The sequence below is a fragment of the Kurthia massiliensis genome, from assembly GCF_000285555.1.
Taxonomy (GTDB): Bacteria; Bacillota; Bacilli; order Bacillales_A; family Planococcaceae; genus Kurthia; species Kurthia massiliensis.
Genome location: NZ_HE610997.1, coordinates 526,025 through 545,410 on the forward strand (window position 1 = coordinate 526,025; position 19,386 = coordinate 545,410).

18 protein-coding genes and 1 other annotated feature are annotated in these 19,386 nt (G+C 39.0%); of the genes, 1 reads left to right on the forward strand and 17 read right to left on the reverse strand.

Annotated elements, in window-relative coordinates:
• Nucleotides 1–178: 178 nt before the first annotated feature.
• The 13 genes from pheT to hmpA form a co-directional block, all read right to left on the reverse strand.
• Complete coding sequence (gene pheT / locus KMHG_RS06960) at nt 179–2,584, reverse strand: phenylalanine--tRNA ligase subunit beta (RefSeq protein WP_010288229.1); 2,406 nt, start codon at nt 2,582–2,584, stop codon at nt 179–181.
• Nucleotides 2,585–2,599: 15 nt separating this feature from the next.
• Nucleotides 2,600–3,637 (reverse strand): phenylalanine--tRNA ligase subunit alpha, encoded by a 1,038-nt coding sequence (pheS, locus tag KMHG_RS06965; RefSeq protein WP_010288230.1) that lies wholly within the window; start codon nt 3,635–3,637, stop codon nt 2,600–2,602.
• Between the two features lie 76 nt (nt 3,638–3,713).
• Nucleotides 3,714–3,943, reverse strand: a binding site (T-box leader).
• Nucleotides 3,944–3,991: 48 nt separating this feature from the next.
• A complete protein-coding gene (locus KMHG_RS06970) occupies nt 3,992–4,750 on the reverse strand; it encodes a TrmH family RNA methyltransferase (protein ID WP_010288232.1) in 759 nt (252 codons plus the stop codon).
• A gap of 86 nt (nt 4,751–4,836) precedes the next feature.
• Complete coding sequence (locus KMHG_RS06975; protein ID WP_010288235.1) at nt 4,837–5,583, reverse strand: Cof-type HAD-IIB family hydrolase; 747 nt, start codon at nt 5,581–5,583, stop codon at nt 4,837–4,839.
• 10 nt (nt 5,584–5,593) lie between these two features.
• Nucleotides 5,594–6,577 carry a zinc-binding dehydrogenase gene (locus tag KMHG_RS06980; protein WP_010288236.1) on the reverse strand — a complete coding sequence of 328 codons (984 nt, stop codon included), beginning with the start codon at nt 6,575–6,577 and terminating at the stop codon, nt 5,594–5,596.
• A gap of 85 nt (nt 6,578–6,662) precedes the next feature.
• Entirely contained in the window at nt 6,663–7,658 is a 996-nt protein-coding gene (locus tag KMHG_RS06985; RefSeq protein WP_010288237.1) for an NEAT domain-containing protein, read from the reverse strand.
• 59 nt (nt 7,659–7,717) lie between these two features.
• Nucleotides 7,718–9,550: a hypothetical protein gene (locus tag KMHG_RS06990; RefSeq protein ID WP_010288239.1), complete on the reverse strand. Its 1,833-nt coding sequence runs from the start codon at nt 9,548–9,550 to the stop codon at nt 7,718–7,720.
• 244 nt (nt 9,551–9,794) lie between these two features.
• Entirely contained in the window at nt 9,795–10,040 is a 246-nt protein-coding gene (locus tag KMHG_RS06995) for a hypothetical protein (protein WP_010288241.1), read from the reverse strand.
• A 208-nt stretch (nt 10,041–10,248) separates the two neighbouring features.
• The gene (argF, locus tag KMHG_RS07000; RefSeq protein ID WP_010288243.1) at nt 10,249–11,220 is read right to left on the reverse strand and encodes an ornithine carbamoyltransferase; all 972 of its coding nucleotides are present in this window, start codon (nt 11,218–11,220) and stop codon (nt 10,249–10,251) included.
• A 280-nt stretch (nt 11,221–11,500) separates the two neighbouring features.
• Nucleotides 11,501–12,592, reverse strand: coding sequence for a M42 family metallopeptidase (locus KMHG_RS07005; protein ID WP_010288244.1), 1,092 nt, complete (start codon nt 12,590–12,592; stop codon nt 11,501–11,503).
• A gap of 95 nt (nt 12,593–12,687) precedes the next feature.
• Nucleotides 12,688–13,122, reverse strand: a complete 435-nt coding sequence (gene dut, locus KMHG_RS07010; RefSeq protein ID WP_010288245.1) for a dUTP diphosphatase — start codon at nt 13,120–13,122, stop codon at nt 12,688–12,690.
• A gap of 95 nt (nt 13,123–13,217) precedes the next feature.
• Complete coding sequence (locus KMHG_RS07015) at nt 13,218–14,936, reverse strand: DUF5776 domain-containing protein (protein ID WP_010288246.1); 1,719 nt, start codon at nt 14,934–14,936, stop codon at nt 13,218–13,220.
• Between the two features lie 205 nt (nt 14,937–15,141).
• Nucleotides 15,142–16,308 carry an NO-inducible flavohemoprotein gene (gene hmpA, locus KMHG_RS07020; protein ID WP_010288248.1) on the reverse strand — a complete coding sequence of 389 codons (1,167 nt, stop codon included), beginning with the start codon at nt 16,306–16,308 and terminating at the stop codon, nt 15,142–15,144.
• Nucleotides 16,309–16,478: 170 nt separating this feature from the next.
• Between hmpA and KMHG_RS07025 the strand changes: the two genes are divergently transcribed.
• Nucleotides 16,479–16,916, forward strand: a complete 438-nt coding sequence (locus KMHG_RS07025) for an RrF2 family transcriptional regulator (protein ID WP_010288250.1) — start codon at nt 16,479–16,481, stop codon at nt 16,914–16,916.
• Between the two features lie 99 nt (nt 16,917–17,015).
• Here the strand turns inward: KMHG_RS07025 and rplT are convergent, their stop codons facing one another.
• From rplT to KMHG_RS07045, 4 genes are all read right to left on the reverse strand, one after another.
• Complete coding sequence (rplT, locus tag KMHG_RS07030) at nt 17,016–17,375, reverse strand: 50S ribosomal protein L20 (RefSeq protein WP_010288252.1); 360 nt, start codon at nt 17,373–17,375, stop codon at nt 17,016–17,018.
• 67 nt (nt 17,376–17,442) lie between these two features.
• A complete protein-coding gene (gene rpmI / locus KMHG_RS07035; RefSeq protein WP_010288254.1) occupies nt 17,443–17,640 on the reverse strand; it encodes a 50S ribosomal protein L35 in 198 nt (65 codons plus the stop codon).
• A 34-nt stretch (nt 17,641–17,674) separates the two neighbouring features.
• The gene (gene infC / locus KMHG_RS07040) at nt 17,675–18,181 is read right to left on the reverse strand and encodes a translation initiation factor IF-3 (protein ID WP_010288255.1); all 507 of its coding nucleotides are present in this window, start codon (nt 18,179–18,181) and stop codon (nt 17,675–17,677) included.
• Nucleotides 18,182–18,492: 311 nt separating this feature from the next.
• A complete protein-coding gene (locus tag KMHG_RS07045; protein WP_010288257.1) occupies nt 18,493–19,209 on the reverse strand; it encodes a glucosaminidase domain-containing protein in 717 nt (238 codons plus the stop codon).
• Nucleotides 19,210–19,386 lie beyond the last annotated feature (177 nt).

A 19,386-nucleotide genomic window follows, 5' to 3' on the forward strand; every position in this document is an offset into this window, starting at 1 on the left:
TACTTAAACATATATAAAAACCTTTTATAGTATATTTGACTCACCTTTTTGATTGCTATTCCACTATTATTTACATGTTTTTACTATAATGTTGACCTATACCCATTTAAAAATATTTTAGAACAAAAAAAAGCGAAATTCCTATAAAGGAATTTCGCTTAGGAGTAATATTACAGCACTAGCGTAATGTTGCACCGTGTTCTTGTAATGCCGCAACGACTTTGTCATGTGCTTCTGTTACATCTTCATCTGTTAATGTACGTTCTGGATCGAAGTACGTTAAGCTGAAAGCAATTGATTTTTTGCCTGCTTCCATATGTTCACCTTCGTAAACGTCAAATACATTTACAGCTTTTAATAATTTGCCGCCAGCTTCCACGATAATCGCTTCAAGTGATTTCGCTGTTGTTGCACGATCAACGACTAATGCGATGTCACGAGAAATTGATGGGTAACGTGGTACTGCTACATATTGTAATGGTGCTACTTCTGCTGCTAATACTTGTGCTAAGTTAATTTCTGCAACAAATGTATCTTTCACACCGATTGTTTTTTGTTCTTGAGGGTGTAATTGACCTAAGAAACCGATACGTTCGCCATCTAAAAGAATGTCGGCTGTACGGCCTGGGTGCATACCTTCTACTTTACCTGCAACGTATTCAATACGATCTGCAACGTTTAATTTTGCAAATAGTTGTTCTACTGCGCCTTTAAGCACGAAGAAATCAACATTTTTGTGTTCACCTTGCCAAGCGTTATCTACCCATTTACCAGTAGCAGCGATTGCAACGTGTTCTTCTTCTAATGGAAGACCTTCTTCCGTTTCACCTAAAAATACTGAACCGATTTCATATAACGCTACTGCGTCAGCTTGACGAGAAGTGTTGTAGGCAACTGATTCGATTAAGTGAGGTAATACAGATTGACGTAATGTGCTACGTTCTTCACTCATTGGCATTAACAGACGTGTTGTTGGCGCTGTTTTTAATGCATATTTTTGTGCAAGTGCGTCAGATGTTAATGAATAAGTAAGTGCTTGGTAGAAACCAGCTGACTCTAATTCATGACGGATTGTACGACGTACTTGTTGGTTACGGTTTAGACGTCCTGGTGTAATTTCAGTAACAGGTAATGTCGTTGGAATTTCATCGTAGCCGTAAAGACGTGCAATTTCTTCTACGATATCTTCTTCGATTTTAATATCTTGACGACGAGTTGGTGCGTCAATGATTAATAAACCGTTTGCTGGTTCTACATCGAAGCGTAAACGTTTAAGAATAGCAACCATTTCATTTAATGAAATTTTCATACCTAGACGGTTGTTAATGAAATCAGGAGATACAACAACGCGTGCTGGTTCTTTATCTAATTCATCAACTAATACAGTACCTTCTAGCACTTCGCCGCCTGCAAGTTCTGCCATTAATTGCGCAGCACGTTCTGCAGCTGGTAATACGCGGTTTGGATCAAGCCCTTTTTCGAAACGAGCTGATGCTTCACTACGTAAGCCAAGATCTTTAGATGTGTAACGTACTGATAAACCATCGAAGTAAGCTGATTCGATGACAACAGTTGTCGTTTCATCTGTTACTTCTGAATCGAAGCCACCCATTACACCGGCAACAGCAACTGGTGCTTGACCGTTTGTGATCACTAAGTTAGATGCTTTTAATGTACGTTCTTTTTCATCTAATGTTTTAATTTGTTCGCCTTCTTTTGCTAAACGAACGACGATTTCACCTGTTTCAAGTTTATCGTAGTCGAATGCGTGAAGTGGTTGACCGTATTCAAGTAAGATGAAGTTTGTAATATCGACAACGTTGTTTAATGGACGAATACCTGATGTCATTAAACGTTGTTGTAACCAAAGTGGAGATTCTGCAACTTTGACGTTTTTCACGACTTTTGCAGCGTACATTGGGTTGACGTCTTTTGCTTCAACTGTCACCTTAATTTTGTCAGCTGCTTTTTCAGCAACTGTCGCATGTGCTGTTTCAGGAAGTTTGATGTCTTGGTCTAAAATTGCTGCAACTTCATATGCGACACCTAACATTGAAAGTGCATCTGCACGGTTCGGTGTTAAGCCTAATTCTAAAACAACGTCATCTAAACCTAATACTTCAATCGCATCTGCACCGACTGGTACGTCATCAGATACAACATAAATACCGTCTGCATAAGCTTTCGGTACAACTTTACCGTCAACGCCAAGTTCTTGTAATGAACAAATCATACCCATTGACACGACGCCACGTAATTTACCTTTTTTAATTTTTTTGCCGCCAACGTAACCGTTTGGACGAACGGCAACGATTTTTTGACCGACAGCAACGTTCGGTGCACCACAAACGATTTGTGATAATTCTTCTTCACCGAAGTCTACTTGGCAAATGTTTAAGTGGTCTGAATCAGGGTGTGGTATTGCTTCCTTGATTTGACCTATTTGTAATTTTTTAAGTCCTTTTGATAAGTCGTTGACTGCTTCAACTTCGATACCAGAACGCGTAATTTTTTCCGCTAATTCTTCTGGTTCTAAACCTGAGATGTCAACATATTGAGATAACCATTTTAATGATACTAACATTGTTTCGCTCTCCTCCTAGTCTTCTGCGCGGTGGAATTGTTCTAAGAAACGCACGTCATTTGTATAGAAGTGACGAATATCATCCACACCATATTTCAGCATTGCAATACGTTCTGGTCCCATACCGAAAGCGAAACCAGTTACTTTTTTCGGATCATAACCGGCCATTTCAAGTACGTTCGGGTGAACCATACCTGCGCCTAAAATTTCGATCCAACCTGTTCCTTTACATACGTTACAGCCTTCGCCGCCGCATTTGAAGCATGAAATATCCATTTCTACTGATGGCTCAGTGAATGGGAAGTAGCTTGGACGTAAGCGAATTTCACGGTCTTCACCGAACATTTTTTTCGCGAATAAATCTAATGTACCTTTTAAATCGCTCATTGCGATATCTTCACCGACAACTAAACCTTCAATTTGGTTGAATTGGTGTGAGTGTGTTGCGTCATCGTTATCACGACGGAATACTTTACCTGGGCAAATGATACGGATCGGTTTACCTTGCGCTTTTTCCATCGTACGTGCTTGTACTGGTGATGTATGTGTACGCATTAAGATTTCTTCTGAAATGTAGAATGTATCTTGCATATCACGTGCTGGGTGACCTTTTGGTAAGTTTAATGCTTCGAAGTTGTAGTAGTCTTTTTCGACTTCTGGACCTTCTGCGACTTCATAACCCATACCGATGAATAAGTCTTCGATTTCTTCAATAATACGTGTAAGTGGGTGGTGGTTACCGACTTTCACTGTGCGACCTGGTAATGTCACATCAATTGTTTCTGAAGCTAATTGTGCATCAAGTGCTGCAGCTTCTAATTCTACTTTACGAGCATCTAATACTTCTTGTACTTGTGCGCGTGTTTCATTTACTAAAGCACCCATTTTTGGACGTTCTTCTTGAGGAAGTTTCCCCATTCCTTTTAGTAAATCTGTGATCGGTCCTTTTTTACCTAAGTAGGCAACGCGGACGTCGTTTAATTGTTTCACATCTTGTGCAGCGGCGATTTTTTCAAGCACCTCTGCTTTTAATTGTGCTAATTGCTCTTGCATTATTGCTCCTCCTTCCAAAGATCGCGAGAAATTCTCTCAAAATAGGTGTACCGAAATATAAAAACCCCGCCCCTAAAAAAGGGACGAGGTTGAAATTCGCGTTACCACCCTAGTTACTACACAGACGTGTAGTCACTCCATTGAATTAACGGCTCAGTTACCGGCCTACCTTTACAGCAATTGCTGGTCCCGGTGGCTGCTAGCGGGGTGAATTCTAAAAATAAGTATCTCGCACACTCGCAGTCTATGGTGTTGCGTCCCTGAAAGCCTTTTATTTTTATACTATTCCCCGGTCAATGCATTTCGTATGATTCTTGTTTATTATAAACAAGTCATATCATAAGTTCAAGTAGCTTACAGCGCAAAATGGTAAAGAACGATACCTGTTGCAACTGCTACATTTAATGATTCTGCTGCGCCATTAATCGGAATGATGACGTTCGCATCTGTTTGTTTTAACAATTCTGGTGCGATGCCGCTTCCTTCATTCCCCATAATTAATGCAAACTTGCCTTCTTTTTTCACTTCGTTGTAAACGACTGAATTTTCAAGTGCTGTACCGTATACTGGCACGTCACGATCTTTTAAGTCTGCTACCCATTCAGATAAGTCGCCACGTACGACTGGAATGTGGAAAATAGAGCCTTGTGTTGAACGAACAGTTTTTGGATTATATGGATCCGCTGAACCTTTACCTAACACGACAGCGTCAATACCTGCCGCATCGGCTGTACGAATCATCGTACCGATATTTCCTGGATCTTGTACGGCATCAACTAACAATAATTTTGTCCAAGAAGATTGTGCTGATGCGTCAAATGCTTTTTGTTTACATTGTGCAAAAATGCCTTGTGTATGTTCTGTTTCTGCAAGTTCTTTTGCGATTGCGTCTGTCACTTCGATTAAAAATACGTTGTCGATATCCCAGTCAGATGGAATTTCTACACCTTCACGTACGATTAAATGTAATACGTCTGTATGTTTTAGTGCTTCTTCTACTAAATGGAAGCCTTCCACTAAAAACTCTCCTGATTTATCGCGTTCTTTACGTGTTGTCGCAAGCTTTTTCCAATATTTTACGAGTGCATTTTGATTTGATTCAATAAATTTCATGTTTTTACCGCCTTTTTTATATTCCTTTAAGTAGTATACACAAAAAAAGAAGATGCCCCCAACTGTTTTGGGACATCTTCTACAATTTAAATCATTTGTGCATTAAAGACATATTTTTCAATGGCACGTGCAACACCGTCTTCATCATTCGTCGCTGTCACGTACGTAGCATTTTTTTTCACTTCTTCATTCGCATTGCCCATTGCCACCGCTGTACCGCACACATCAAACATTTCAAGATCGTTATAGCTATCACCAAAACACATCGCATCTTTTAACGAAACGCCGAGTGATTCTGCTAATAGCTGTAAACCTGATGCTTTTGACGTACCTGCTTGCATCATTTCAATGTTGAGCTCATCAGAACTCGTAATTGAAATGCCTGGCAACTGTGCAATTTCATTACGGACAACTTCTAACTGGTGGTCATCGTCAAAAAACGCACCGAGCTTCATCGGTGGATTTTTGAGTGGTTCCCCAAAAATTTCTGGCGTGAAATCACCGTCAACACAATTGCCCCACATATGTTCTACACCGTAACGCTGTAAAATATGTACGATTTTTTGCCCGACTGGTAACGGCATAAATCGTTGCGTTAACAATTCATCACAACTTTTCCAAATCTCTGCGCCATTGTTACAAATCATCGGCTGATTCAGCGCGACTTGATCTGCAACACATTGTAAAAATGAGCGACTTCTTCCTGTCGAAATGACGACGTATATCCCTCGGTCAACCGCTTCATGTAAAACGCGTCGTGTATAGTCACTAACATTCCCCTTTGAATTGGCAAGTGTTCCATCGACATCAATTGCTAGTAATCGAACTGTCACAAAAATCCTCCTAGTGGCTTACTTCAAATACTAGTTTACCAAATTGCTCGTTCTTTTCTAAATAATTAAGCGCGACTTCGTACGCTTCTAATGAAAATGTTTTGTCAATGACAGGACGAATCGCGTCTTGTTCTAGCAATGCCAGCATTTCACGAAATTCTGAACGACAGCCCAAGGTCGTCCCTTTAATCGTTTGTTGTGCATAGAAAAATGTTCGTAGATCGAAATCTGCTACATCTTCTGTCGTTGCACCGAATGTCACAAGCGTCCCACCACGTTTTAATACACCTAATGAACGGTTAAATGTCGCGCGACCGACGCTATCAATAACGACATCAATGACTTCATCTTTTAAAACATCTTGCCATACGTCATCATTTGAAATCGCTAAGTCCGCACCAATTTTCAATGCTTCTTGACGTTTATAATCTGAACGTGACGACACGATAACACGTGCCCCTAAATGTTTCGCAAGTTGAATCATAAACGTCGCAACACCGCTACCTGCACCCGGGATAAACACTGTATCTCCAGGTTTCACATCACCTTTTGTCACGAGGGCGCGATAGCCTGTCAGTGGTGCAATACCGATTGTTGCCGCTTCTACAAATGATAAATGCTTAGGCTTTGGCTCTACTTGCTCTGCAGAAATCGCTACGTATTCCGCAAACGTACCGTTATCTGGCAAGCTTAAAATCTCAAAGTCTGCTGGCGGAACGTCACTTTGCTTAAACCAACGAAGCGACGGATTGATAATGACTTCATCTCCTACTTGAAATTGCTCTACGCCTTCACCGACAGCTTCAATCACACCAGCTGCATCGCTCCCTAAAATAAGTGGTGCCGCATCAGGCGCTAAACGGTTTGGTGTGTATAAATCACGACGGTTTAACCCTGCCGCGTAAATTTTTACGAGTACTTCTCCAGCCGTTGCGACTGGTTGTGTCAATTCCCCTAATGTTACTTTATTATTTTCTACATAAACTGCTTTCATCCGAAACCCTCTTTTCAAAATATTCTTACAATAGTGTACCAAAAAAAGAAGCGTGCTCAACGTATAACACACGCTTCTTCATCAATTATTTTTCAGCTGTATAACTAATGGCTACTTTTTTACTTGTCACTTTCCCTGTTTGTGTACGTGAAATGTAAATCTTACCACCTTTTGCTTTCAGTGATTTCGTTTTAAATGTCGCTGTAGCAGACGTTGCTGTCACACGTCCTAAACCGTTCCCAAGCGTGTCATAAAAGCGTAATACATCGCCTTTTTTCAATCCTTTCACAACAACTTTATCGTTTGTTTTTCCTTTGTTGTTGTGAACGACAACTTTTTTCTTATTGACTGTTGCTGACACGGGCTCTGCTTTATATGCGACTGCTACTTTTGCTGATTCACGTTCGCCAGCCGCTTGTACTGTCATATATGCTGTGCCTGCCTTTTTCCCGAGCTGGCTTAATGTGAATGTCACAGTGCTTGAAGTAGCTGTTTTTGTGAATGTTTCCTTGCCGTTATAAAGACGAACGGTATCGCCTTTTTGTACACCTTTCACCGTAACGGTATCTTTTTTGTTCACATTATTTTTCGCTGTTGTTGTCAATGAACGTTTTGTTTGCACCGCTTGTTTTGAAACGAGTGTATTCGTATCTAATTTATACTGCATCGCATAATGATGATCGTAATTGATTGCTTCTACAATCACATGTAGCACAGCGATGACGCCATTATCGATTAAGTCCGTTCCTTCAAATGTAATCGTCGATTTACCGTCTGACCCTTTCACGATTGGTACGTTTTTACCGTCTTTATCCGCAATATCTTTATAACTCTCTACATTTTTTAGCGTAATCACTACCGTTTGTTTCCCGTCTTTTACCGTTAATAGCGCAGTCGGTTCAATGTTCGCTTGCGCATAATCAGACGGTTTACCGTCATAGTAACCTTGAATTTGCACTTCATATTGACCATCTGCAATCGTTGTCGCAGCTTGTGCTGTCGTTGGTGCTTGAAAAATGGTCGGCGTTAATGTTGTCATTGTTAATGCCGCGGCTAAACATACACTAAATGTTTTTTCCATTATTAAAATCTCCTTTTAAAAAAAGCGGACTCATCAAGCGAGCCCGCTTTTATTATTCATTATTTTTCTTTAGAAAATTTAACAGTTGTTTTTGCACTAATATGTTTTCCAACTTGAATACGTGCCACTTGGATTTTACCTGTTTTTTTGCCAAGTTGTTTAATCGATACTTTTGTCGTTTTGCCAGTCGCTGTTACTGTTTTTAACGTTTTACCGTTCGCATCGTACACACGTACTTTTTCACCTTTTACAGTGCCTTTAACTGTCACAACATCATTTTTACCTTTGTTGTTTTTTACTGTAACGCTTGCTTTAGCGATTGCTTTTGATACAGGCTCTGCTTTAAATGCGACTGTAGCTTTTGCTGATTCTTGTTGATCTGCTGCTTGTGCTGTCGCTGATACTTTACCTTTTACCTTACCAAGGTTTAATCCTGCAAAGCGTACGTATTCACCTGTTGCTGTTTCTGTTGCAACGACTTTGCCTTTCGTATTGTAAACGCGAACTGTATCGCCTTTTTGAACACCGTATACTTTGACGATATCTGAAGCACCTTTTACGTTACTTACTTTTACTTCTAATGAACGTTCAGTTTGTGCAGCTTCTTGTTTCGTTACACCAGCTTCTACAACTGCTTTTTGAGCTGCAATATTTGCATAGTTTTCAAGCGTGGCAATTTCTGTACGTGCTGTTAAACCAGCTGCTGTTGCTGCCGCTTCTGCATCTGTTGCTGCTTTTAATTGTGCTTGCGCTGCTGCTAATTGTTCATCTGTTGTAATAGAACCTGCTTGTGTATAAGAAAGCGCTGCGATTGCTGATGTTAAAGCTGTAATAAATGGTGTTTTGTAAGCTGTAACGTTTGCAACTTGTTTATCGTAATCAGCATTTGTTTCGAAAGTTGCTGTATCTACTAAAGAAGCTTGCGCTGCGGCAATAATACCATCAACTGCTGAAATTTGTTTCGCTGCTGCTGTGACATCTTCTTTCGTTTTGATCGCGTCATCTGCTGTGTAAGAAAGTGCTTTTAACGCTGCTTCAAATGCAGTTGTCACCTCTGCAACTGATGGCGTAAAATCGAAGGTGAAGTCATGTGATGCATTATAGCCACCTGCACTGTATGCAATTGTAATCGTTGGATTTACATTAATATCTGCTAATGTAAATTCTGCTTTTTGCGCCTCACCATCAGCTGTTAAAGCAACATCTTTACCGTTTACTTTAAATGTTGTAAATAATTGATCAACATTCATTGTAACTTTATATTTATCACCGTCTTTAACGTAGCTAACGTTTGTAAATGAATTGTTGTAGCTTGCTGTTGGCACATCTTTGAATGAAATGACTGGCACAACTGAAGTAGCTGTTGCTTGTTCTTTGTTTTCATCTGTAGTTGTACTATCAGTTGTTGGAGGTGTAATACTTGGTGTTGAGATTGACTCATCTGAAACAGGTGTTGCTGAGAAATTCAAACCCATTTCATGTGTCATTGAACCGTAAGAACCTGCGTTATATCCAATGACAATCGGTGTTGTTTCAGAGATTGAATCTAACGTGAATTTATATTTTTGCATACCTACTGTTGTAGCTCCGTCAATTTTTGTTGCTGCTACCCCATTAATATCAAATTTAGTTAAAATTTCTGATGCTTCTAATGTCACTTCGTATTTATTGTTTACTTTTGTAATACTTACTGGCCCAAAATTCGCATCGAACTTTGTTGTGACTTCACCTTTATAGTAAACGTCATAACCTTTCGATTGTACTTGTTCACTAGTAGTTGGTCCCTGTTCCTGTGTTGAAGTTGCCACTTCTTCCGCATGTGCAAATGTCGGTGCAACTGCTGATAATGCGATTGATAATGCAAGTGGTGCTGCGAATAATTTTTTGTACATTGTGAAAATCCCCTTTTTCTATGTAAGTTGCTTACAGTTTAGCAACACCTTTTTTATGTTGTAAATAGTTAATTGAAAATAATTCTCATTTTCAATTAAAAAGGCGAATTTTAGGGTAAAATGACACTTTTAGGATCTAGATTCTTTAAACACCCCCTATTATTCGGCAAGAGGCGAACTTTTTTTCTGTCAATATAGAAAAATGCGTAATTTTTCGTACAAAAAAAGACATGCAATGCATGCCTTAAAACGTTCTCCAAAACAATACGAAGAACACAATTGTAATGATAGCGAATACAGCCATCATTAATTTTTTGCGCGTATCAAGTGGCATAAAACGTAATGTCACCATCAGTACTGCGATAAATGATGATTGACCACGTTTGATGGCTGCTTTCTCATCACCTTCATCTTGAGTTGTCCATTTTGATGTGTCGTACGTTAGTTTTAAAAACGTAATTGCAACAAGTAAATAAATAAAGCCTAACACGATAATTCCTCCGTTCTACCTCATTACATTGTAGAGAAATCACCGCCTTTTTTCAATTAAAAAAAGGACTAGCTTGTCCTCTGCCAAGCTAGTCCGGGTATAATAGCGGCTGAGTTTTCTTTCCCCTCTGTGAAATACGACTCAGTGTGTTCCCTATTAGATGTATAAATCATGGACGTTCTCTGACGTACTTTAATGATTGTTTTTATTAGTCAGCTAAAAGTGATACAAGTACTGCTTTTTGTGCATGCATACGATTTTCAGCTTGATGGAAAATGTAAGAGTGTTCTTGGTTATCAATAACACCTGTTGTTACTTCTTCTTCACGGTGTGCTGGTAAGCAGTGTAAGAAGATGTAATCTGGTTTTGCGTGTGCAACAAGCGCTTCGTTAATTTGGTAATCTGCGAAGTCTTTTAAACGTTTTGCAGATTCTTCTTCTTGACCCATTGATGTCCAAACGTCTGAGTAGATAACGTCTGCATCTTTCACAGCTTCTACAGGATCTGTTGTCACTGTCACTGTTGCGCCGTTTGCAGCAGCAATTTGTTGTACTTTTGCGATAATTGCTGGATCTGGCTCATAACCAACCGGTGCAGCAATGACTGAATCCATACCGACATGTGCACAAGCTGCAACTAATGAATGGGCAACATTGTTACCGTCACCAATGTATGCAACTTTTAATCCTTCAAATGAACCTTTTACTTCAGCAATTGTTTCAAGATCAGCTAATGCTTGGCATGGGTGAGATACGTCTGTTAAACCGTTAATAACAGGAACTTTTGAGTAAGTCGCAAGTTCTTCTACCATCGTATGTTCGTTTGCACGAATCATAATACCGTCTACGTAACCTGAAAGTACAAGCGCAGTATCGTGAACTGTTTCGCCACGGCCGATTTGTAAGTCGCGAGCATTCATGTACATGCCTTTACCACCTAGTTGGTGCATACCGACTTCAAAAGAAACACGTGTACGAGTTGAGTTCTTTTCAAAGATCATTGCTAACGTTTTACCGTCTAATAATTTTGGTGAGCCACTTTCTTTTGTAACGATTTTCATTTTAATCGCTAAATCGACAAGTTGTTTTACTTCTTCACTCGTGTAATCGATTAATGATAATAAATGTTTACCTTTTAGTGATTTAACTGGTTGTAGTTCAATTTCTTCTAGTAGTTTCATATGCGATCTCTCCTAAACATTTAACTTGATGTCTTTATTATAGATATGTATATTTATAAAGTCAATTGCATTTTTATGTTTTTTTAGAAAAAATCAATTCTTCTGAATTAAAAATTTTTAAAAACGTTGATATACCAATGTTTTGCAAACAAAAAAATCTTTTATTTTTTTTTGAAAAAGAATGAATAATATGATTCTCTTTATACAAAATACATCATTTATTCATTTAAAAACGTATATACAAAAAAGCACACCTTTAAAAGATGTGCTTTTGGTATCATTAATCGAATTTAATATGATTTACAGTTTCTGTATCTAATTGTTTAATGACTTCAACGACTAGTTTCACAGTGTTTTCAAAGTCATCACGATGTAAGATGCCTGCATGTGAGTGAATATAACGTGTAGCAATACCGATTGATAGCGCTGGTACGCCATTCATCGTTAAATGAATAGAGCCTGCATCTGTACCGCCACCTGGAATCGCTTCATATTGGAACGGAATGTCGTTGTCTTCAGCTGTTTTCACGACTAACTCGCGTAAGCCTTTATGAGATACCATTGAGCCGTCATAAACGATAATTTGTGGACCTTTACCGATTTCACTTGCTGCTTCTGCTTTTGAAATCCCCGGTGTATCACCAGCAATGCCGACGTCTACAGCAAAACCGATATCTGGATTAATTTTATACGTCGCTGTTTTTGAGCCACGTAAACCGACTTCTTCTTGTACGACACCACAACCGTATACAACATTTGGATGTTGTTCATCTTTTAAGCGTTTTAATACTTCGATTGCAATAGCACAGCCGATACGGTTATCCCATGCTTTCGCTAGTAAATGTTTTTCATTTTTCATCACGGTAAATTCAAAGTACGGTGCAATCATATCCCCTGGACGAATGCCCCATTCTTTTACTTCATCAGCAGAAGTCGCACCAACATCGATGAACATATCTTTAATGTCATACGGTTTCGTACGCGCTGCTGGCGGTAAAATGTGTGGTGGTTTTGAACCGATGACGCCGACGATTGTTTCACCTTTTGATGTTACAATTTGAACGCGTTGTGCAAGCATTACTTGCCCCCACCAGCCGCCAACTGTTTGGAATTTAATAAACCCTTTTTCCGTAATTTGTGTCACCATAAAGCCAACTTCATCTAAGTGACCTGCCACCATAATTTTTGGACCGTCTGCATCGCCAACTTTTTTCGCAATGACTGATCCTAAATTGTCGCTATCCATTTCGTCTGCGAATGGTGCGATATATTTTTTCATCACGTCACGTGATTCTTGCTCATTCCCCGCAATTGCACGTGCGTCTGTTAATGCTTTTAACATTTGTAACGTTTCATCTAACTGTTGTGTCATTTAAACATCCCCCTCGTTTTGAACTGTTTTTATTATACTACGAACGTCGAAATATCTACATAAAAAAAGAGACTAGCTTAACTAGCCTCTATCTATTAAAACTTGCCGCTTGAACCGAAGCCACCTTCTTTACGATCTGAATCCATATTGACCGGCGCTTCTTCCATCTCAATTTTCATCACAGGTGCAATGACCATTTGCGCCATTTTCATCCCTTTTTCAACGAGGAAATCCGACTTCCCATGATTGATTAAAATTACTTTCACTTCGCCACGATAACCTGCATCAATTGTTCCAGGTGTATTTAATACCGTTACAGCATGTTTTAACGCTAGGCCGCTACGTGGACGTACTTGCGCTTCTGTCCATTCAGGTAATTCCATACGAATACCTGTCGCAATACCGCGAGATTCACCTGCTGGAATTAATACTTCTTCGTTCGCAAATACGTCAAAGCCTGCATCACTTGCATGTGCTTTGAACGGTAAAATCGCATCTTCTGTCAATTTTTCTACTTTAAATGTTGTCATCTGAAACACTCCTATTCCTCTTCATCGTAACGAAATTTTACACATAAAAAAAGACTTGAAAAAAAGAAGCACCGCATTCGATGCTTCTTCTGTCATTATTCATATAATGTTTTTTCTGTTGAAATGACTGTATTGTCTGTTAAGACGAATTTAGAATAACCATTCGTTGTATAAACGATACTTTTAACAGCAATTTCTGTACCTGCTGCAATCGTATTTACAGCTTTTGCTTCGTCAAAATATAGACCATCGTAAGCTGTAATCGTTTCGGCAGCAACTAATTTTGATGGGATTTCTGTATAGAAATTATCAATGTTAGAGGCTACTTTTTGAACGATGTCTTTTTTCGCTGTTATGTAGCGACCGTTGTCTAATTTTAGACGAGGTACGCCACCTGTTGAATACACAACACTTTTCACTGAAACGATTGCCTGATCTGCAATTCGATTGCTACGTGTTTTCGTATTAAATGCCGTTGATGTGTAAGCGTACTCGTCTTGTTTCACAAGAACCTGCTTCACGCTATCAAGTGACGTATAGTAATGTGTTGGTGTCGTCATATCTTTCATTTTTTGAACGACTGTTTTCTTTGCAGTGATATAGTTACCGTTCGTTAATTTTAAACGTGGTGTACCACCTGATGTATAAACGATGCTGCTTACTTTTACGACTTTACCTTTTGCAATATCTGCGCCACGTGTATCGTCGTTGAAATTCACAGCGTCAAATTCAGAATCTGTTTTTTTTAGTAAAACATATGAAACATCATCGTTCACTGTATAATAATTTGCAATATTGCTGCTTGCTTTTAATACGTATTTTTTGTTCGCACTAATGTAGCGACCATTTGTTAACTGTAAGCGTGGCGTACCACCTTTTGTTTTTACAATGCGTTTTACTGTAACAACTTCACCTTTTTTTACGACCCCACTCCATTTTTCAAAAGCTGTCGTCTTGAATTGACGAAGATCTGATTTGGCGATAACCTTTTTAGGATTCGTTGTATAAAACTCACTCGTTGATGGATTTGATACTTGTGACACAGTTTTACCTGTAAAGAAACTTAATGAAACACCAGAAGCTAGTCGGTTTAAATCGACGTTACCCGGAATCCCTGGTACACGACCGCTATCTGTATATTGCCATAAATCATGTTTGTGACTCGGCCCTTGTGAGCTATAACGTGGAATCCAGACGAAGTCGAAGTCTGAAATTTTTAAGTTTAAGCTACTATATAAATGGTTGGCAACGTATAGCCCCACTTTTTTATTCGTTAAGCTACGTAATTCATCTACATATGCTTCGATGATTGTACGCATCGTATAAGGTGTGCTGTTATTTGTAAATTCCTCAACATCTAGCACATAAAATTTCGTGTTTTTTGAAGCACGTTCATAAAATTTACGCGCTTCTGCACGTGCGTTTGCTGGTGTACTCGATAATACGTAAGAATATACACCGAACGGTACATTGTATTTATAGGCGCTTGCCTCGTAAGATTTGTGCATATAATCTTCTGTACCTGCACCATATTGTGTACGAATAATGACTAAGTCCAAAGCCTTAGATGCTTTTGACCAATCAATATTGCCTTGCCATTTTGAAATATCTGCAATAACAGGACTTGACGCCAATGGTTTGATCGCTGACATCGGCGTTTCTTGACCGTATTCCCACGGTACTGTACTTTCTGGTTTTGCAGTATTGACGTGTTGTTCCGCCTCCACTACTTCTTTGGCTGAAGCGTGATTATACCCGATGAATGATAAAATGGCGACGATCAAACATACGGCAAAGTACTTCACTTTTCCCATATTCCACTTTCCTTCCTAAATGCTTTTTAGTATAAATGACATACTTTTAGCTACATATAGCGTACCATCTATAAACATTTTTTATCTTAACAAAAAAGTTACAATTCGATTACAAATGATTTGCAACTAATTCCACATTATAACATAGTTAGCAGATACAAAAAAAGGATAACGCATAAGTCATGCGCTATCCCTTTTATCATGATTAAAGTGCCATTGCTGGACCGAAGAATTCGAAGTGAATGTTTTCTTTCGGCATGCCAATTGCAACTAAATTGGTAATCATCGCTTCCATAAAGCCTACAGGACCGCATAGGTATACTTCACCTGTCGTATCGACGTGCTTCGCTAAGAAGTCTTGGTCGATGTGACCAGTTGCCGCTGTTGTCACAGGTACGTATGTGGCATTTTTGCTTGGGAAAGCGATGCCTAGTAATTCGCGTTCGAATGGATGTAATGGAATATGTGATGCACTATGAATGAATTTCACTTTTGCATCGTTTTCTTTGACTGCTGTTTGATACATTGCAAGTAATGGTGTTGCACCGATACCTGCTGCTAAAAATGTTACGGGTGTGCCATTTGCTGTGTTGTAAACGAAATCACCGGCTGGTACAGATACCATGATTTCATCGCCTTCTTTTAAGTTCGCGTGTAAGTAGTTTGATACGACTCCTTGAGGCGTTGCTTGTTTTTCAGCTTTGATTGAAATGCGGTATTCTTGACCATTATATGCTTGTGATAAAGAGTATTGACGGTTATGTGTGTATGGGTGACCTGGAATGCTCACTTGTACAGATACGTATTGACCTGCTTGATAGCTAGGTAATGCTGCACCATCCGCTGGTACTAAGTAGAATGATTTTACAAGTTCGTTTTCAGTAACGACTTTTGTTACTTTGAAAGGTTTGAAACCACGGTAGCCGCCTTCTTTTTCTTCTGCTTCTTTGTATAATCCTTCTTCTGTTTGGATAAATGCATCTGCAATGACGCCATATGCTTCGCCCCATGCACCTAAAATTTCTTCTGTTGCAGCATCTCCTAATACTTCTTTAATTGCTGCTAATAAAAATTGACCTACGATTGGATAATGTTCAGGTAAAATTCCTAATGAACGGTGTTTTTGGCCGATTTGGTGTACGACTGGTAAAATAGCGTCTAAGTTTTCAATGTGTACGGCTGCTGCATATACTGTATTTGCTAAAGCGCCTTGTTGGCGACCTTTAGATTGATTTGTATGATTAAAAATATTTAATAATTCAGGATGTGCTTCGAATAAGTTTTTATAGAAAGTTTTTGTAATGGCAAGGCCATGTACTTCTAATACGGGTACTGTAGATTTAATGATGTCCATTGTTTGTTGTGATAACATGTTTGACACGTCCTCTCTTCTTTTAACACCTTCAATATACGCCTTAAAAATTCTTAAAGCAATATATAAAATACATCTTTAACAAAAAAGACATATTTTAAATACATGTTTAAAAACAAGACTCTTTTCTGTTGCTCTGTTATAATTTAAGTGAATAGGTGGTGAATCAAGTGCGATTAACATTGTACACAGACTATTCATTGCGTACACTTTTATTTCTCGGAGCAAAAGCGCCCGAGGAATTATCAACGATTAAAGAAATTTCCGACGCATATGGTATTTCTAAAAATCATTTAATGAAAGTGACGCATGAGCTTGGTAAGATGGGCTATATCGAAACGATTCGCGGTCGTGGCGGTGGTATTCGTCTTGCAAAACGCCCTGAAGAAATTGGGATCGGTGAAGTCGTCCGTCAAACAGAAGAAGACTTTTACTTAGTCGATTGTTTCAACCCCGAGTCCGTCGGTTGTATAATCTCTCCAGTCTGTAACTTAAAAGGTGCCTTAAACAAAGCGCTTCATGCATATATTAGCGTGCTTGACGAATATAAATTAAGTGATTTTCTTCATGAAAAAGAAGCAATTGCTGCGTTATTATTCGGGGAGTAACATCAGGAAGAACCGTTTTTTATACGGTTCTTTTTTTATACAACAAAAAAAGAGACTGAACATGTCAGTCTCTTTTATAAGAAGCATCGGTGCTTCTAATTATTTAGATAATTGAGCTTTAGCAGCTTCTGCTAATTGAGCGAATGCTGCAGCATCAGATACTGCTAATTCAGCTAACATTTTACGGTTAACGTCAATGTTTGCTAATTTTAAACCGTGCATTAAACGGCTGTAAGATAAACCGTTGATGCGAGCAGCTGCGTTGATACGAGTGATCCATAATTTACGGAAATCACGTTTCTTTTGACGACGGTCACGGTATGCATATTGACCTGACTTCATTACTGCTTGGTTAGCTACTTTGTATAATGTGTGTTTTGAACCAAAGTAACCTTTAGCTAATTTTAAAACTTTTTTGCGACGAGCGCGTGTTACTGTACCGCCTTTTACGCGTGGCATACAAATTACCTCCTGCTATTCATACGTTGATGAATTTTCTATATTTTTTATTTTGACGAATCAATGATTATTTATAAGCTAATAAAGATTTGATGCGTTTGTAGTCGCCTGCTGATACGATACCAGCTTTACGTAGGTGACGTTTTTGTTTTGTAGATTTGTTTGCAAATAAGTGGCTACCATAAGCACGGTCAAATTTTAATTTACCGCTACCTGTTTTTTTGAAACGTTTAGCAGCGCCACGGTGAGTTTTCATTTTTGGCATTTCGAATTCCTCCTAAGCTTGTTCAACTAAAAAGTTATTTTTTTTCGTTCTTAGGTTGTAATACTAAGAACATGCTACGACCTTCCATTTTCGCACGCTGTTCAACAGTTGCTACTTCTTTACAGTCTTCAGCAAAACGGTCTAATACACGTTGACCGATTTCTTTGTGCGTAATTGCACGACCTTTAAAGCGAATAGACGCTTTAACTTTGTCACCTTTTTCAAGGAATTTAATCCCGTTACGTAATTTCGTTTGGTAATCGTGTTCGTCAATAGTAGGACTTAAGCGTACTTCTTTTAATACGATTACTTTTTGATTTTTACGAACTTCGCGATCTTTCTTTTGTTGTTCGAATTTGAACTTACCATGGTCCATAATTCGTGCAACAGGCGGCTTAGCTTGTGGAGCCACAAGAACAAGGTCCAAGTTTGCACGTTCTGCAATTTTCAAAGCGTCGATGCGTGATTTAACTCCTAGCTGTTCGCCGTTTTGGTCGATAACACGAAGTTCACGAGCACGGATACCTTCGTTTACATACATGTCTTTGCTAATAATAATCCACCTCCAAGTAGTTGTCGCGAATACATTTGTTTGGGCAAGATTGCCCTAAAAACCGGTCGGATTTCGATGTCCACAAGAAAAGGGCGGACATAGTCGAAATGTCCGCCCGCAATATATATGTACATGCGAAATGCATGTTCGATTCGTTTTCATAACCTGCACGTACTCCGAGGAGACGAGATTCAGGTGAGAAGCGGGCAGCCTCTACTTCAACCACAAACTATTGTATTCATTAACCTTAACTATCCTATCATGTACAGCTAAGACTGTCAACTACATTCTTTTATTTTTTATCGAATACGCAGTTTTTGGCCAACGACAACATGATTTGCATTTGATAAGCCACTTCTTGCCGCAATTGTACTTTCAGATACACCGTACTTCATCGCGATACTCGATAACGTTTCTCCAGCACGTACGGTATGTGTTGTACTTGCTGATGATGTTGTCGCTGTACGTTTCACTGATTTTATCGATGCTTTACGATCATAGCGTGTTAAATTGTATTGTGCAATGATTGCATTTAACTTTTCACTATATTGACCATCTGTCGCATAGACACCTTCCAACGCTTGCGTTGCTTGTTTATAGCTTGATGTGTTCGATACCCATGCACCGCTAAAATGACTTCCTTGCATGATCATCGTATAGTCAACCATCGAAGCCCAATAAGATGGATATGCACGGAAATGATCATGGATCGTTACATATTTACCGTTATGGTATTCAGCCGTTTTCATTTTGACAGATTTGCCATTGTACGTCCCTTTTACACCAAATAAGTTATTTGCAGACTTTGTTAAGCCACTCGTACCGTAATTACTTTCTAATGCCATTTGTGCAATCATGACAGATGGATACAAGTTCATTTGATTCGCTACTTTTTGCGCGCTCGGTGCATACGTGTAAACAAACTGAGATGAACTACTCGCCTCCGCTTGCGTTGCAACAGCGAACATACTACTAAACGCCATAACCGCTGCTGTCTTTTTAATCAATGATTTCATTTTAAAACCTCTTTCTTTTTACCGTCTTTCCCTATCATTCCACATTTCCCATAAAAATATGCTTAATATTATCACATTTCATCCATTTGTATCAAATGACATCGTTTTGTTACAAAAAAGCGTTGCTTTAGCCATAGAAAGAGGAGCAGCCTTTATAGACTGCTCCTCTTTTGGATA